Consider the following 15,631-nt stretch of genomic DNA (forward strand, 5'->3'; position numbering starts at 1 on the left):
CAGGCGGCAACGAAGTCCTTGACGAACTTCTCCTTGGCGTCGCTGCTGCCATACACCTCGCTGATCGCGCGCAACTGGGCATGGGAGCCAAGCACCAGGTCGACCCGGCTGGCTGTCCACTTCACTTGCCCGGTCTTGCGGTCACGGCCTTCGAAGGCTTCGTTGTCGGCCGAGGTCGGCTTCCATTCCACGCCCATGTCCAGCAGGTTGCGGAAGAAGTCGTTGCTGAGCACGCCGACCTTGTCGGTGAACACGCCGTCCTTGCCACCGCCGTGGTTGGCGCCCAGCACCCGCAGGCCACCGATCAGCACGGTCAGTTCCGGCGCGGTCAGGGTCAGTAGCTGGGCCTTGTCCAACAGGAGTTTCTCGGCCTTCACGCTGTAGCGGGCCTTGGTGAAGTTACGGAAACCGTCGGCCAAGGGTTCGAGCACGGCAAACGACTCGACATCGGTCTGTTCCTGCGAGGCATCCACGCGCCCCGGACGGAACGGCACGCTGATGCTGTGCCCGGCATCCTTGGCGGCCTTCTCCACCGCCGCGCTGCCGGCCAGCACGATCAGGTCGGCCAGGGAGATCTTGTTACCGCCCTCGCTGCGAATCTTCTCCAGTGCCGTCAGCACCTTGTCCAGGCCCTGATTCGCCGTCCAGCCGTTCTGCGGCGCCAGGCGCAACCGCGCACCGTTGGCGCCACCGCGCTTGTCGGAACCGCGGAAGGTCGAGGCCGAGGCCCAAGCGGCGGAAACCAGTTCAGGGACACTCAGCCCCGAAGCCAGCACCTTGGCCTTGAGCGCGGCGATATCGGCGTCGCTCGGCTGAGGGCCGGCCTTGGGCAGCGGATCCTGCCACAGCAGCTCCTCGTTGGGCATCTCCGGCCCGAGGTAGCGGGCCAGCGGGCCCATGTCACGGTGGATCAGCTTGTACCAGGCGCGGGCGAAGGCGTCGGCGAGCTGGTCGGGGTTGTCCTTGAAACGCCGGGCGATGGGTTCGTAGATAGGGTCGAAGCGCAGCGCCAGGTCAGAAGTGAGCATCGATGGGGCGTGCTTCTTGCCGGGATCGTGGGCATCGGGCACGGTCCCCGCACCCTTGCCGTCCTTCGGCCGCCACTGGTGGGCACCGGCCGGGCTCTTGGTCAGTTCCCACTCGAAGTTGAACAGGTTGTTGAGGTACTCGTTGCTCCACTTCGTCGGAGTCGAGGTCCAGATCACTTCCAGGCCACTGGTGATGGTATCGCCGCCCTTGCCGGTACCGAATTTGTTGTGCCAGCCAAAGCCCTGCTGCTCCAGGCCCGCGGCTTCCGGCTCGGCGCCGACATTGTCGGCGGGGCCGGCACCGTGGGTCTTGCCGAAGGCGTGGCCACCGGCGATCAAGGCCACGGTTTCTTCATCGTTCATGGCCATGCGGCCAAAGGTCTCGCGGATGTCCTTGCCCGAGGCGACCGGATCGGGGTTGCCGTCCGGGCCTTCGGGGTTCACATAGATCAGGCCCATCTGCACCGCGGCCAGCGGGTTTTCCAGGTTGCGTTCGAGGTCGCGGCTCTGCTCCTCGGGGCGCTTGGAGGGCTCGGCCACCAGGTCGCCCTGGCCAGGCGCCTCGGTCTTGCCGTAACGGGTGTCGCCACCCAGCCAGACCTTTTCCGACCCCCAGTACACGTCTTCATCGGGCTCCCACACGTCGGCGCGGCCACCGGAGAAGCCAAAGGTCTTGAAGCCCATGGACTCCAGCGCGACGTTGCCGGTGAGCACGATCAGGTCGGCCCAGGAAATCTTGTTGCCATACTTCTGCTTGATCGGCCACAGCAGGCGCCGGGCCTTGTCCAGGCTGACGTTGTCGGGCCAGCTGTTGAGCGGGGCGAAGCGTTGCTGGCCGGCACCGGCGCCGCCGCGGCCATCGCCGATGCGATAGGTGCCGGCGCTGTGCCAGGCCATGCGGATGAACAGTGGGCCATAGTGACCGAAGTCAGCGGGCCACCAGTCCTGGGAATCGGTCATCAGGGCGTTCAGGTCGCGTTTCAGGGCCTGAAAGTCGAGGCTCTTGAAGGCCTTGGCATAGTCGAAGTCCGGGTCCATCGGATCGGACTTGCGGGTATGTTGATGGAGAATCTTCAGGTTGAGCTGGTCGGGCCACCAGTCACGGTTGGTGGTGCCGCCACCTGCGGTTTGATGGAACGGGCATTTCGATTCGTTCGCCATCTGCTTCTACCTTTTGGGTCGGTTCAATTCAGATTTCCGGGCGTTCTTGTATTTCGCTGCCAGGTGTTGGAACAGACGCGCCCGAAAGCGCGCCACTCCTCATCAGTTGTGACCGGGCACGCCTGTGCACCGGCTTTTTGCGGAACCAGCAGAAAGACTAGTCGAGCCTGGGCAGAGGTCTAATAGAGGCACTATTGGGGGGTAATAGCCTCGCTCTGTCAGCCTTGCTGAACGTATCGCGGGGCAAGCCCGCCCCCACAAATACGTGGGAGCGGGCTTGCCCCGCGACAGGCTCCAGCACCTGAATTTGCCGTGTTACTCGGCCACCACCGCCTGCAACCGGGTCCACAGTCGCTCGACATGCTCGCGCTCGGTCGGCAGCGCCCCCACCGAGACCCGCACCATCCAGCGTCCGTCGAGGGTCGCCGGGGTCACGTAGGCATCGCCCGAGGCGTTGAGGCGCTCGGCCCAGGCGCGGGTGTGGGCATCCAGCGCCTCGTCTTCGAGGCCCGCCGGGCGATGACGGATGCACAGAGTCTGCAACTGCACCGGCGCCAGTACTTCCCACTGCGACGCCGCCTCGACCTGCCCGGCCAGCCACTGCGCGTTCTCAAGGTCACGACGCAGGCGCTGCTGCAGGGCCTCGACCCCTTCGCTGCGCAGCATGAACCACAGTTTCAGGGCACGGAACCGGCGGCCCAGGGGTATGCCCCAGTCGCGCAGGTTCTTCACCTCGCCATCGACCGCCGACTGCAGGTAGCTCGGGTTGGTGCTCATCACCCGGATCAGATGCTGCGGATCGCGCACGTAGTAGATCGAGCAGTCGAAGGCCACGCCCAGCCACTTGTGGGCGTTGACCACCACCGAGTCGGCCAGCTCGATGCCGTCCCACATCCAGCGGCACTCAGGCAGGATCATCGCCGAGCCGGCCATGGCCGAGTCGACGTGCAGCCACAGCTGGTTGGCCTGGGCGATCTCGCCGATCGCGCGCAGCGGGTCCAGCGCGGTGGTGGTGGTGGTGCCGGTGGTGGCGACCACGGCGCATGGCTGGTTGCCGGCGACCAGGTCCTTGGCGATGGCTGCCTCCAGGGCGTCAGGGCGCATGGCGAACTGCGCGTCGGTGGGGATCAGGCGGATGTTGTCACGGCCGAAACCGGCCAGCAGCGCCGCCTTGTCCACCGAGCTGTGGGCATGGGCGCTGACATAGACGATCAGCGGCCTGGCCTGGGCCTGCAGGCCGCCGCGCACCTGGGCATGGTCACTGGCGCGCTCGCGGGCGCAGATCAGCGCCACCAGGGTACTGGTCGAGGCGGTGTCCTGGATCACGCCGCTCCACTGCGCGCTCAGGCCCAGCAACTGGCGCAGCCAGTCGAGGGTGGTTTCCTCCAGCTCGCTCAGGGCCGGGCTCGACTGCCAGGACAGGCCGAGCACGCCCAGGCCGGTGCTGAGGAAATCGCCGAGCACCGACGACAACGTGCCGTTGGAGGGGAAATAGCCGTAGAAATTCGGATGCTGCCAGTGGGACAGGCCGGGCATCACCAGTTTGTCGACGTCGGCGAGGATGGCTTCGAACGGCTCGCCCTGGCGCGGCGCCGCGTCGGGCAAGGCGGCCTTGAGGTAGCCGGGTTCGACCTGGGCCATGACCGGGCGCTCGGCGACGCTCTGGCGGTAGTCGGCGATCAGGTCGATCAGTTGGTGGCCGTACTGGCGGAATTGCTCGGGGGTCACGGGGGCTCTCCTGTGGATTGTCAGGTGCCTGTGCCGGCCCTTTCGCGGGTAAGCCCGCTCCCACAGGAGCCACGCAATCCTGTGGGAGCGGGTTTACCCGCGAAAGGGCCAATACAGGCCACACAATGCCCGCAGTCTAGGCGCCTGCCGGCTTGCGAATAACCCCGCTTCGCGCATAGCTGCTATGGCGAAGGCGCATGCCCGCCCTGAACGCCGAACTGCGACTGGCGCCACACCTCGAACACGCGGTTGCGCAACCAGCGATGCTCCGCCGAGGCCTGCAAGCGCTGGTGCCAGACCACCCAGTAGCGCTGGGTGTGGTCGATAAAGCCCATCGGCCGCCAGCTGAGGCCGTGCAGGCGCGCCAGTTGCCGGGCAATGTGCTCGGGCACCGTGGCCAGGGCCTGGCCATTGCCGAGCACCTGGACCATGGCGCTGAAGAACGGTACCTCCAGGCTGATGCGCCGCTGCAGCCCCTGGGCGCGCAGATGACGGTCGATGAAGCTGTCCTTGTCGCCGCCCCCGGATACCCGCACATGCTTGAAGGCCAGGTAGTCGTCCTGGCTCAGCTCGGCACGGGCACTCAGCGGATGGTCATGGCGCATAAGGCACACCGCCCGATCCTCGCCCAGCAGCCGGCCGTGCAGGTTCGGCGGCGACTCGTCGAACAGCGTGGTGGCCAGGTCGATCTCGCCGCTGGCGAGCAAGGCATACTGCCCGGCCTGCCAGGTGCGGTACTCCAGCGACACCCCCGGCGCTTCCTGCTCCAGCACCGTCACCAACTGCGGCAGCATGTGCTCGGCCACGTAGTCGGAGGCCGCCAGGCAGAAGCGTCGCTCGCAGCGCGCCGGGTCGAACGCCGCGGGCTGGCGCAGGGCGTTGAGCTCCTCCAGCACCTGACGCAACGGCTCGACCAGCGCCTCGGCGTGCTCGCTGAGCACATAGCCTCGGCCCTGGCGCACCAGCAACGGGTCGTCGAAGGCCTCGCGCAGGCTGGCCAGCTGGCGGCTCAGGGTCGATTGGCTACAGCCCAGGCGCTCGGCGGCATGGCTGAGGTTCTTCAGTTGCAGGAGGCAGTCGAGGGTGCCCAGGTGGGCGAGGCTGAGGGAGGCGAAGATGGGGTGCATGGCACGGGTCCGGAAATGATCGCGGGGCAAGCCCGCTCCCACAAACGTGCTGGGAGTGGGATTGCCCCGCGAGGATGACGCGCGGATCAGTCGGTCAGACCGACATAGACGTTCTGCACGTCTTCGTTCTCGTCGATCGCCTCGAGGAACGCCTCGACTTCGGCCAGGGCTTCAGCACTCAGGCCAGCGGCGCTCACCGGGTTCTTCGGGGTGTAGCCGATCTTCGCCGAGGTGACGGTGAAGCCATGCTCCGGCAGGGCCTTCTGCACGGCGTCCAGGTCGGTGGTGTCGGTGATGAACAGGGTCGAGCCCTCTTCCTCGCCGTCCTCGAAGTCCTGGGCGCCGGCTTCGATGGCCGCCATTTCCGGGTCGGCGTCGCCTTCCGGGGTGGCCTCGATCAGCCCGACATGGTTGAAGTCCCACGCCACCGAACCGCTGGCGCCCAGCTGGCCCTTGCGGAACAGCACGCGGATCTGCGCCACGGTACGGTTGATGTTGTCGGTCAGGCACTCGACGATCAGCGGCACCTGGTGCGGGGCGAAGCCCTCGTAGCTGACGGCATGGTACTGCACGGCCTCGCCGTCCAGGCCCGCGCCTTTCTTGATCGCGCGCTCCAGGGTCTCACGGGTCATCGAGGCTTTCTTGGCCTGGACGATGGCCAGGCGCAGGCGCGGGTTCATGTCCGGGTCGGCGCCCGACTTGGCAGCGATCTGGATCTCCTTGGCCAGCTTGCCCATGATCTTGCCTTTGGCATTGGCCGCTGTTTCTCTATGTTTGGCTTTCCACTGTGCGCCCATATCGACTCTCTTTGTTTCCGCGACCGGTTCAGGAAGCGACCGGCCAAAAGTGGGGAGCAGTTTATACGCCCTCGCCGGCCTGATCGACAAGAAATCACGCCACGGGCACCGACCGGCCGCTTTTTCCGCCGCCCCCTCGTTGCCGCGCGCATTTGCTTGTATGGTGTTGTCCAAGAAGGATGTTTTACCCGCACAGGAAAGACTTACATGCCCCAACGCAATGTCATCAACGCCTCCGTCAGCCCCAAAGGCAGCCTGGAGACGCTGTCGCAACGTGAAGTCCAGCAACTGAGCGAAGTCGGTACCGGCAGCCTCTATACCCTGTTCCGCCAGTGCGCCCTGGCCATCCTCAACACCGGCGCCCATGTCGACAACGCCAAGACCATCCTCGAGGCCTACAAGGACTTCGAGGTGCGCATCCACCAGCAGGACCGTGGCGTGCGCCTGGAGCTGCTCAACGCCCCCGCCGACGCCTTCGTCGATGGCGAGATGATCGCCAGCACCCGCGAAATGCTGTTCAGCGCCCTGCGCGACATCGTCTACACCGAGAGCGAGCTGGCCAGCCAGCGCATCGACCTGGAAAGCTCCCAGGGCCTCACCGACTATGTCTTCCACCTGCTGCGCAACGCCCGCACCCTGCGCCCGGGCGTCGAGCCGAAAATGGTGGTGTGCTGGGGTGGTCACTCGATCAGCAGCGAGGAATACCAATACACCAAGAAGGTCGGCCACGAGCTGGGCCTGCGCAAGCTGGATGTCTGCACCGGCTGTGGCCCGGGCGTGATGAAGGGGCCGATGAAAGGCGCCACCATCGCCCACGCCAAGCAACGCATGCACGGCAGCCGCTACCTGGGCCTGACCGAGCCAGGCATCATTGCCGCCGAGGCGCCCAACCCGATCGTCAACGAACTGGTGATCCTGCCGGACATCGAGAAGCGCCTGGAGGCCTTCGTCCGCGTCGGCCACGGTATCATCATCTTCCCGGGCGGCGCCGGCACCGCCGAGGAGTTCCTCTATCTGCTCGGTATCCTCATGCACCCGGACAACCAGGACCTGCCGTTCCCGGTCATCCTCACCGGGCCGCGCAGCGCCGAAGCGTTCCTGCTGCAATTGCACGATTTCGTCGGCGCCACCCTCGGCGAAGCGGCGCAACGCCATTACCAGATCATCATCGACGACCCGGCCGAAGTGGCCCGGCACATGGTCGAAGGGCTCAAGGCGGTCAAGCAGTTCCGTCGCGAGCGCAACGACGCGTTCCATTTCAACTGGCTGCTGAAGATCGACGAAGGCTTCCAACGCCCGTTCGATCCAACCCATGAAAACATGGCCAACCTGGCCCTGCGCCGCGACCTGCCGCCCCACGAGCTGGCGGCCAACCTGCGCCGGGCGTTCTCTGGCATCGTCGCGGGCAACGTCAAGGACAAGGGCATTCGCCTGATCGAAGAGCACGGGCCGTACCAGATCCATGGCGATGCGGCGATTCTCGACCCGCTGGGCCGGTTGCTGCAGGCGTTCGTCGACCAGCACCGGATGAAGCTGCCGGGGGGCGCGGCCTATGTGCCTTGCTACCAGGTCGTGACCTGATGATCCCTGTGGGAGCGGGCTTGCCCGCGATGGCGCCAGCCCAGGCATCGCCATCGCGGGTCAAGCCCGCTCCCACCGGCTGACTGCATTTCGCAACATTCCGCAGACATTTCCCACGCCAAGCAGTGAACCTGCCTACAAAAAAACGGTCTTTCGCTGACGGTCAATTTACTCGACCGGATCGCCGGCCCAGTCATCGGGCCTTCATTCGTCCCGTATTCAGCGAAGACCAGCATGCCAGACAACCAGCCCGCCTCCCCTGCCCTCACCGCCCTGCGTGGCGGCCTGATCGCCGCCCTGATCGCCCTCGCCGCCCCGGCCCACGCCGAGGAGCCGGCCAGCGATGCGCGCTGGGTCAGCGACAGCCTGAGCACCTACGTGCGCAGCGGCCCCACCGATGGCCATCGCATCGTCGGCACGCTCAAGTCCGGGCAGCGGGTCTCGCTGGTCACCAGCCAGGGCAACTACAGCCAGGTGCGTGGCCAGAATGGCGACCTGGTGTGGATCCTGAGCAACGACCTGCAGGCCGTGCCGGGCCAGAGCGAGCGCCTGCCGCAGCTGGACACCCAGGTGGCCGAGCTGTCCGGCCAGCTCAAGACCATCGACGACAGCTGGAAGAACCGTGTGCAGGGCATGCAGGAGACCCTCGACTCGCGCAAGGCGCTGATCGGCGAACTGGAAACCCGCAACAAAGCCTTGAACGAACAGCTCGAACAGGTGCAATCGAGCCTGCGCGACACCCAGGCGCGGCTCGGTGACGAGAACAAGCAGGTGATGATGCGCTACATGGTCTATGGCGGCAGCATCGCCGGCGCCGGGCTGCTGGTGGGGCTGATCCTGCCGGCGCTGACGCGGGGTCGCAAGCGTAACGACCGCTGGTTCTGAGGCTATTCAGGCTGGTTGGTGACGCCAAAAGGGATATGCACGGAGGGCACCACGGTGCGGGAGCCCTTCAAGTGCGCGGGATGGTCCTCGAAGAAGATATGGGGTTTGAGCACCTGCAAGACCCGGCGCTTCTCGATGCCGCCGAGGAAGAAGGCGTCATTGGCCATCACGCCCCAGCTTTTCAGGGTGTTGAGCGCCCGTTCGTGGGACGGCGCGTTGCGCGCGGTGACGATCGACACCCGCAGACGATTCTCATAGCCGGGGTGGTCTAGCTTGTACTGTTCCTCGACCGCCTGGATCCGTGCGATACGCACGAAGAATTCCTTCAGCGGGCCAGGATTGTGCGGTTGGGCGACATTGATCACCTCATGGGCATGGAAACTGCCCAGCCCGCCCGACTGCATCACCGCCTCCGACTCGTCCCCCGCCAGCACACCGTCGAAGTCGAAGGCGATGCGCAGGTTATCGTCGCTTTCGTCGTCATCGAACCGCGAGTCGAGTACCTGGCCGGCCGGATAGCCACTCTTGATTGCCGCATCCACATGCTGTTTGTCCGCGGAAAGGAACAGCGCGATGTTCAACGCGGGGATGTACTCGTACGGCGAGCGCCCCTGGGTGAAGATCGCCCGAGTCATGTTCAGGCCGTAGTGGCCGATGGTCTTCATGACCCGCATGCCGGTGTCCGGATCGTTCTGCGACAGCAGGACCACTTCCACCAAAGGGTCTTCGGGGTCTTCACGCAGGTCATTGAGGGCCAGCAGGCGCTTGATGAACGGATAGGCGATGCCCTTGCCCAAGGGCACCTCCAGGTGCTGCTCCTGGTACTTGCGGTACTGCGCCTCGCCGTCGCGACGAAACACCGCGTCGGATTCGCTCAAGTCGAACACCGCGCTCGAGGCAACGCCGATCACCAGGCGGTCGTCCAGCTCGAAAGGCATAGGGGATTTCCTTGTCGTGAAGAGAGTGAAGGTGTGGATGCTCAGCCGTCGGCGCGGCCCTGCAGACGCGACGTCCAATCTTCGATCTCGCGCTGCTCCAGGCGTTTCTCCAAGGTCCGGCGCCAGCTCGGCACCAGCGGCAGCGCCAGGCATTCGCGCAGCAGCTCCGGCTCCAGGCGCTTGTCGAACAGCACCGCCGACAGCCGGGCCACCGACCACTGTGCATGGGGCCGCTCGACCAGCTGCAAGGTGTCGCCCGCAGCGACCGTGCCCTCCTCCAGCACCCGGTAGTACCAACCGGTGCGCCCGCTTTGCTGTACTCGCAGCGCCATCTGCGCCACATCGAAACGGTCGTTGAGCTTCCAGCACGGCATGCGCCCCTGGGAAATCTCGAGCAACGCCGTGCCCGCGCGAATGCGATCGCCCAGGCAGACATCCGCCTCGCGCCAGCCGCTGCTGCTGAAGTTCTCGCCAAAGGCACCGGGCTTTGCCAGCAAGGGATGCGCGCCGAGTTCGGCGGCCCAATCGCTGTAGTGGTCGCGGGGATAGTGATGAATGGCTTTTTCCACGCCACCGTGCACACGCAAATCGCCTTGCTCGTCGCCGGCGATGCCGAGGAACGTGACCGCCAGCGGCTCTTGCCGGGGCTGCTTGTCGATGGCGCTGTGCGAACCGGGACGGGTGAAAGGCCGGGCGGTGCCGGTAAGCAGGCTGTCGAGGCGTAGGTTGGGCAGATGCATACGGCGGTCTCGCGCAAGGGACCGAGCGAGCTTACACCAGCACGCTGGCAGGCCCAAGGCAGACGCGTGGGGGCGAGCCTGTGGGAAACGCTTGTGGGAGCGGGCTTGCCCCGCGATCCGGGGCGAAGTCCCGGCCAGCCGGTGCTGGCTACAGAGGGCATCGCGGGGCAAGCCCGCTCCCACGCCCCCAACTACCGGCCCCGCAACGTCAATCCCGTAAACGTAACCCCACAGGCTCGCCCCCTCTGGCACATGCGTGCCGATCGCTACTTGCCTCGCGCCTTGTTGTAGATGGTCTTGGCGCGGTCGGCGGACGCCTGGCAGGTCTTCATGTCACCGTTGGCCTGGGCACCCTTGGCCTCCTTGAGCAGCTCATGGTAGTCGTGCGCCATGCCGCCATGCAGCGCCTGGCCATCGGTCTTGCTGATGTATTCCAGGTCTTTGATCTTGGCGTCACAGTTGGTTGCCGCGCTGTCTTCGGCGTGGGCAGCGAAACTCAACACGGAAGCAATCACTAGCAGTGTCATGGATTTCATGGAGTGTTCTCCTGGGAAACAGCCTGACTACTGGAGTGCGAGCCGGACTGCGGGTCGGCCCAGCAGCAAGGAGAATAGCCCTCCAGCGCATGCCGCGCGCGGCTTCAGCCCAACGGTAGCACCGTCTCGGCCAGCAGGAAGTCGATGAACGCCCGCACCCGCGAGGGCATGTGCCGAGCTTGCGGGTAGATCAGCATGAAGGGCCGCGAGGTCCCGCCATGCTCGGCCAGCACCTCGACCAGCTCGCCGCTGCCCAGGGCGTCCTGCACGGTGAAGCGATAGGCCTGCATCAACCCGCCGCCGTGAAGCGCCAGGGTGGAGGTGGCGAGGAAATCGCCCTGGCAGGTGAACGCCCCCTGGGTGTCGAGCTCCACCACCTCACCATCACGGCGAAAGCTCCATGGCGGGCGCCGCCCCGTGCTGGGCATTTCGAACTGGATGCACTGGTGCCCGGCCAGGTCGTCCAACGTACGGGGCGTCCCGCTCCGGGCCAGGTAGCCCGGGCTTCCCACGATCACCAGCTCGGCGTCCTCCAGGCGCCGGGCCACCAGGCGTGAGTCGGCTGGCGCTCGCCCGCGGATCGCCAGATCGAAATTTTCCTCGAAGAAATCGACGTTGCGATTGCTCACATGCACGTCCACCTGCACCTGCGGATAGCGTTGCTGAAAACGCGGCAACATTGGCAACAGCCGGTGGTGGGCATAAGGCGTGGGGGCGCTGATGCGCAGGCGGCCACTGGGTTGGAGCTGGCCACCGGCGACCTGGCGCTCGGCCTCGACCAGTTGCCCCAGGGCTTCGCGGCATTGCTGGTAATAGGCCTGGCCGGCCTCGGACAGGCGCATCTGCCGGGTGGTACGCACGAACAGACGCACCCCCAGGCGCTCTTCCAGACGCGCCACCGAGCGGCTTACCGCCGCCGGAGTGACGCCCGCCTGGCTGGCCGCCTCGGTAAAGCTACCGGCGTCGGCGGCAAGGCAGAACAGCTCCAGGCTGCCCAGTTGCAGGTCGTCGAAATGACGGGTCATGGCGACTCCATTAATTACATGATGTATCGATTGAAATGCCATGCGCCGTATTTTTCAAGCGACCCTTGCGACCTAAAGTGGCTCCACCCACGATCAACCGGAGTTCACAGCATGAGCACAGCACGCACCGTCATCATCACCGGCGCCTCCAGCGGCCTGGGCTTCGCCCTCGCCAAGGCGTTCCTCGAGCGCGGCGACAACGTGGTCGGCAATGCCCGCACCGAGGCTCGCCTGGCCGAAGCCGCCGCCCGCCTCGGCAATCCGCGCGGCTTCATCGGCGTGGCCGGCGACATCGCCGAGAAGGCCACCGCAGAGCGGCTGTTCGGCGTGGCCATGGAGACCTTCGGCCAGGTCGATATCCTGGTCAACAATGCGGGAATCTTCATTCCAAAGCCGGTCACCGACTACACCGAGGCCGATGTCGACGCTCTGGTCGGCACCAACCTCAAGGGCTTCTTCTACCCTGCCCAGGCAGCGGCACGGGTGATGAAGGCCCAGGGCCATGGACATATCGTCGCCATCACCGCCTCGGTGGCGATGCAACCGGACACCCGGGTCCCGGCACTGCTGCCGGTACTGGTCAAGGGCGGCCTGAACCAGGCGGTCAAGGGCCTGGCCCTGGAGCTGGCGAGCAGCGGCGTGCAGGTCAATGCCGTGGCGCCCGGCATCATCGACACCCCGCTGCACGGCGAAGGTGCCGAGGGCCTGGGCGCGCTGTCGCCGAGCGGACGCACAGGCAAGCCCGAGGATGTAGTGGATGCCGTGCTATACCTGACCGACGCTCGCTACGTCAGCGGCGTCATCCTGCCGGTCGACGGTGGCAGCACCGCCGGCACCTGGCACTGAAACCTGGAGAATCGCGATGCCCTACGTCCATATCCGCGTGACCGATGAAGGCGTCACCGCTGAACACAAGCGCCAGCTGATCGAAGGCACCACCCGGCTGCTGGAGCAGGTGTTGAACAAACCACCGGCCAGCACCTTCGTGGTGATCGAGGAGGTGCCGACCGACAACTGGGGAGTGGGTGGGGAGACGGTGACGGAGTTGCGAAAGCGCGAGCGGTAAACCCACTCCCACGGCATGAACGGGGATTGAGCGGCTGGCGCATACCCTGTGGGAACAACTGTCTTGCTGAGATTTCTCAGCCTGGCGCGCCCCCTTTAGGAGCGGCCCGCTCCCACAGGTACAGCGCTGGCTCCAAGGAACAGGTGATTCTGTGGAAGCGGCTTTAGCCGCGAAGCAAGCGACGCGGTGAGAGGCACCGGCTTCGCCGGTGTTCGCGGCTAAAGCCGCTCCCACAAGGGCCTGCCGAATCAATAAGTCATATGCAACCACGGGGCCGTGCCGGCTCCACAAGGCACCTGCGGCAATACCACAGCCCTACTGTCGCAAACGCTCCAACGCCTCCAGCACGAACCCCGTCGCCGGCTCCACCGCACCGTCCCGGCAGGCAATGCCCAGCTGCCGCCACAGCCCCGGCCGCAGCGGACGCCGGACGATCCTTGGATCATGCGCCTGCACGTCGCCTTCCTGCGGCAGCAAGGTCGCGCCGTAGCCCGCCGCCACCAGGCTCTTGATCGCATCGTTGTAGTTCAATTCGATCCGAGGCTCGGGGTACAGCCCTGCGGCAGCGAACCACTCCGAGGTCACTCGCGACAATTGCGTGGTGCTGTCGTTGAGGATCAACGCCCGTCCCGCCAGCCACATGGGCGTGATCCGGGCCGGTGGCTGCCAGTCGGCGGGCACATAGGCCATGATCGGGTCGCGCCGCCAGGGCGTGACCCTGAGCCCCTTGCCCGCCATCTGCGGCAGCGCCACCAGGCCGATGTCCAGGGTGCCCTCGCGCAAGCGTGCCAGGGACGCCTGCGAGGTGAGCACCTGGACCTGCACGTCGATGCCCGGATGATCCACCCGCAACGTTTCCAGCATCCTGGGCAGCAGATGGGCGATGGCCCCGGTGGAGGCCCCCAGGCGTACCCGTCCGCTCAGCCCTTCGACCTGACGGCGCACCTCGTCCAAGGCTTGGTCGGCATCGGCCAGCAGGCGCCGGGCGCGCGCCAACAGCGTCTCGCCGATGACCGTGGGACGTACCTGCCCGCGGGCGCGGGTAAGCAAGGCCGCACCGACCCGCGCTTCCAGTTCGGCCACATGCAGGCTGATGGTCGGCGGCGCGAGGTTGAGCTGGCGGGCGGCATCGGCGAAGGAGCCGTGGTCGGCGATCACGACCAGGGTACGCAAGCGGTCAAGGCTGATTTCGCGCATGGGACTCCAGAACGGCTCATGAACATTGTTCAGAAATTCTGAATAAGTGATTCATGATATTCAAATTTTCTTTCTCTTCGACAACGACGAGCATAGTGCCATCTTCCCGTGATCGGACACTTTCCATGCACCAGCCCCTTGTCTTCATCGACGGCGACCAAGGCACCACCGGCCTGCAGATCCATGCCCGCCTGCACGGTCGCCAGGACCTGCGCCTGCTCACCCTGCCCGAGGCCGAGCGCAAGAACCCGGCACGCCGCGCCGAGGCGATCAACAGCGCCGACATCGCCCTGCTCTGCCTGCCCGACGAGGCCGCCCGCGAGGCCGTGGCCACGATCAGCAATCCCGCCGTGCGGGTAATCGACGCCAGCTCCGCGCACCGCACCACGCCCGGCTGGGTCTATGGCCTGCCGGAGCTTGACCAGGAGCAGGCGCAGCGCATCGCCCAGGCCACCCGGGTGAGCAACCCCGGTTGCTATCCCACCGGCGCCATCGCCCTGTTGCGCCCATTGATCAAGGCCGGCCTGCTGCCCAGCGACTATCCGCTGAGCATCCATGCCATCTCCGGCTACTCCGGCGGCGGTCGGGCGGCGGTCGAACGCCACGAGCAGCGCAGCGACGCATACCTGCCGGCGCTGCAACTGTATGGTCTGGAACTGGCGCACAAGCATGTTCCGGAGATCCAGCAGCATGCCGGCCTGGGCGCCCGACCGGTGTTCGTGCCGGGCTACGGCGACTACCGACAGGGCATCGTGCTGAGCATCCCGTTGCAGTTGCGGCTGTTGCCGGGCGTCAGCGCCGAACAGTTGCAGGCCTGCCTCGAACGGCACTACCAGGGCGCCCGCCACGTGCAGGTGCTGCCCCTGCACCAGGCAGGCCCGGCCCCGGCGCTCGACCCGCAGGCGCTGAACGACAGCAACGACCTGCGCCTGGCCCTCTACGCCAACCCCGAGCACGGCCAGGTGTTGCTGACCGCGGTGTTCGACAACCTCGGCAAGGGGGCCTCGGGCGCCGCCGTGCAGAACCTCGACCTGCTGCTGGCTGGGCTGCGCTAGCCATCGGCGCTAGACTGACCACCCCGCGTCGCTTCGACCCGGGGTGTTTCAGCCGGAGCCCGACCCGCGATGTTCATCCTCCGCCGCCTTGACGGTGTGCCACCCGAATCTTTCCAGAACCAGATCCGCCAGCTGGTGATCGACCATGTCGGCCAGCTCAGCAGTGTCGCGATCAGCCCGGACAACCCGCTCTACCCGCTGTACCAGTACGGCGTGGGCATGGAGGCGCATCAGTACCTGATGGCCCTGGACGGTACCCGTGGCCTGGCCGTGGAGTTGATCCTGGCCCTGGATGCCGAGGCACCCGACCGGCTGCTCGGTTTCGCCCTGGCGCTGCCGGCACAGGACGATGCCCAGGCCTGTTCTCTGACCTACCTGGCGGTGCTGCCCAGCCACCGTCGCCAGGGCATTGCCCGGGCGCTGCTGGATGACCTGCGCGCCCGCTATGCCAACGTCGAGCTGAGCGCGTTCGTCGAGCAGGTGCCCTGGTTCGAGGCCATGGGCATGCAAGTGGTGGCCAGCGCCGGGCCACAGGTGCTGATGAGCAGCACCGGGCGTGCCAGCGGGGCGCTGATCGGGCGGCTGGATATCGCGCCGATCTACCAGAGCACCGAGGTCCGGCAGATTCATGCCTACTTGCTCAAGCAGCAGGGCGAGGAAGCGATGGTGGAGGCCGAGCGGCTGCGCGATGAACGGCTGGACAGTCTGGCGGAACAGGCGCAGGCGTGCGTGAAGCAGCGCCTTACCCGGCATTGACTGACGAACCG

Annotated in this window: 15 protein-coding genes; 6 read left to right on the forward strand and 9 right to left on the reverse strand. The window is 66.1% G+C overall.

Annotation, left to right across the window (positions count from 1 at the left end; translation table 11 throughout):
• The 4 genes from katG to N5D48_RS15605 form a co-directional block, all read right to left on the reverse strand.
• The coding region (gene katG / locus N5D48_RS15590) for a catalase/peroxidase HPI (RefSeq protein WP_279885799.1) at positions 1 to 2,189 on the reverse strand (2,189 nt) is incomplete at its 3' end.
• A 315-nt stretch (positions 2,190 to 2,504) separates the two neighbouring features.
• Positions 2,505 to 3,917: a DOPA decarboxylase gene (locus N5D48_RS15595; protein WP_279885801.1), complete on the reverse strand. Its 1,413-nt coding sequence runs from the start codon at positions 3,915 to 3,917 to the stop codon at positions 2,505 to 2,507.
• A 182-nt stretch (positions 3,918 to 4,099) separates the two neighbouring features.
• On the reverse strand, positions 4,100 to 5,044 hold the full coding sequence (locus N5D48_RS15600) for a LysR family transcriptional regulator (RefSeq protein WP_279885803.1): 945 nt from the start codon (positions 5,042 to 5,044) through the stop codon (positions 4,100 to 4,102).
• 86 nt (positions 5,045 to 5,130) lie between these two features.
• Positions 5,131 to 5,841: a YebC/PmpR family DNA-binding transcriptional regulator gene (locus tag N5D48_RS15605; protein ID WP_028688730.1), complete on the reverse strand. Its 711-nt coding sequence runs from the start codon at positions 5,839 to 5,841 to the stop codon at positions 5,131 to 5,133.
• A gap of 207 nt (positions 5,842 to 6,048) precedes the next feature.
• Here N5D48_RS15605 and ppnN point away from each other — a divergent pair, with 207 nt between their 5' ends.
• Positions 6,049 to 7,422, forward strand: coding sequence for a nucleotide 5'-monophosphate nucleosidase PpnN (ppnN, locus tag N5D48_RS15610; RefSeq protein WP_279885806.1), 1,374 nt, complete (start codon positions 6,049 to 6,051; stop codon positions 7,420 to 7,422).
• A gap of 234 nt (positions 7,423 to 7,656) precedes the next feature.
• Complete coding sequence (locus N5D48_RS15615) at positions 7,657 to 8,307, forward strand: TIGR04211 family SH3 domain-containing protein (protein WP_279885808.1); 651 nt, start codon at positions 7,657 to 7,659, stop codon at positions 8,305 to 8,307.
• A gap of 2 nt (positions 8,308 to 8,309) precedes the next feature.
• On the opposite strand, the gene N5D48_RS15620 is transcribed toward N5D48_RS15615, so the two are convergent.
• The 4 genes from N5D48_RS15620 to N5D48_RS15635 all read right to left on the reverse strand — a co-directional run bounded on the left by N5D48_RS15620 (position 8,310) and on the right by N5D48_RS15635 (position 11,546).
• On the reverse strand, positions 8,310 to 9,245 hold the full coding sequence (locus N5D48_RS15620; protein WP_279885809.1) for a 5'-nucleotidase: 936 nt from the start codon (positions 9,243 to 9,245) through the stop codon (positions 8,310 to 8,312).
• A 41-nt stretch (positions 9,246 to 9,286) separates the two neighbouring features.
• Entirely contained in the window at positions 9,287 to 9,985 is a 699-nt protein-coding gene (locus tag N5D48_RS15625; protein ID WP_279885811.1) for an MOSC domain-containing protein, read from the reverse strand.
• A gap of 266 nt (positions 9,986 to 10,251) precedes the next feature.
• Positions 10,252 to 10,521 carry a hypothetical protein gene (locus N5D48_RS15630; RefSeq protein WP_279885813.1) on the reverse strand — a complete coding sequence of 90 codons (270 nt, stop codon included), beginning with the start codon at positions 10,519 to 10,521 and terminating at the stop codon, positions 10,252 to 10,254.
• A gap of 104 nt (positions 10,522 to 10,625) precedes the next feature.
• Positions 10,626 to 11,546: a LysR family transcriptional regulator gene (locus N5D48_RS15635; protein ID WP_279885815.1), complete on the reverse strand. Its 921-nt coding sequence runs from the start codon at positions 11,544 to 11,546 to the stop codon at positions 10,626 to 10,628.
• 111 nt (positions 11,547 to 11,657) lie between these two features.
• Here N5D48_RS15635 and N5D48_RS15640 point away from each other — a divergent pair, with 111 nt between their 5' ends.
• Positions 11,658 to 12,392: an SDR family NAD(P)-dependent oxidoreductase gene (locus tag N5D48_RS15640; RefSeq protein WP_279885817.1), complete on the forward strand. Its 735-nt coding sequence runs from the start codon at positions 11,658 to 11,660 to the stop codon at positions 12,390 to 12,392.
• Between the two features lie 16 nt (positions 12,393 to 12,408).
• Positions 12,409 to 12,612, forward strand: a complete 204-nt coding sequence (locus tag N5D48_RS15645) for a 4-oxalocrotonate tautomerase family protein (RefSeq protein WP_279885819.1) — start codon at positions 12,409 to 12,411, stop codon at positions 12,610 to 12,612.
• Between the two features lie 315 nt (positions 12,613 to 12,927).
• Here N5D48_RS15645 and N5D48_RS15650 read toward each other — a convergent pair whose 3' ends face one another.
• On the reverse strand, positions 12,928 to 13,809 hold the full coding sequence (locus N5D48_RS15650; protein WP_279885821.1) for a LysR family transcriptional regulator: 882 nt from the start codon (positions 13,807 to 13,809) through the stop codon (positions 12,928 to 12,930).
• 125 nt (positions 13,810 to 13,934) lie between these two features.
• Between N5D48_RS15650 and argC the strand changes: the two genes are divergently transcribed.
• Entirely contained in the window at positions 13,935 to 14,864 is a 930-nt protein-coding gene (gene argC, locus N5D48_RS15655; protein ID WP_279885823.1) for an N-acetyl-gamma-glutamyl-phosphate reductase, read from the forward strand.
• A gap of 69 nt (positions 14,865 to 14,933) precedes the next feature.
• Positions 14,934 to 15,620, forward strand: a complete 687-nt coding sequence (locus N5D48_RS15660) for a GNAT family N-acetyltransferase (RefSeq protein ID WP_279885825.1) — start codon at positions 14,934 to 14,936, stop codon at positions 15,618 to 15,620.
• Positions 15,621 to 15,631: the final 11 nt, after the last annotated feature.

It is taken from the genome of Pseudomonas sp. GD03858 (assembly GCF_029840925.1).
Lineage (GTDB): Bacteria > Pseudomonadota > Gammaproteobacteria > Pseudomonadales > Pseudomonadaceae > Aquipseudomonas.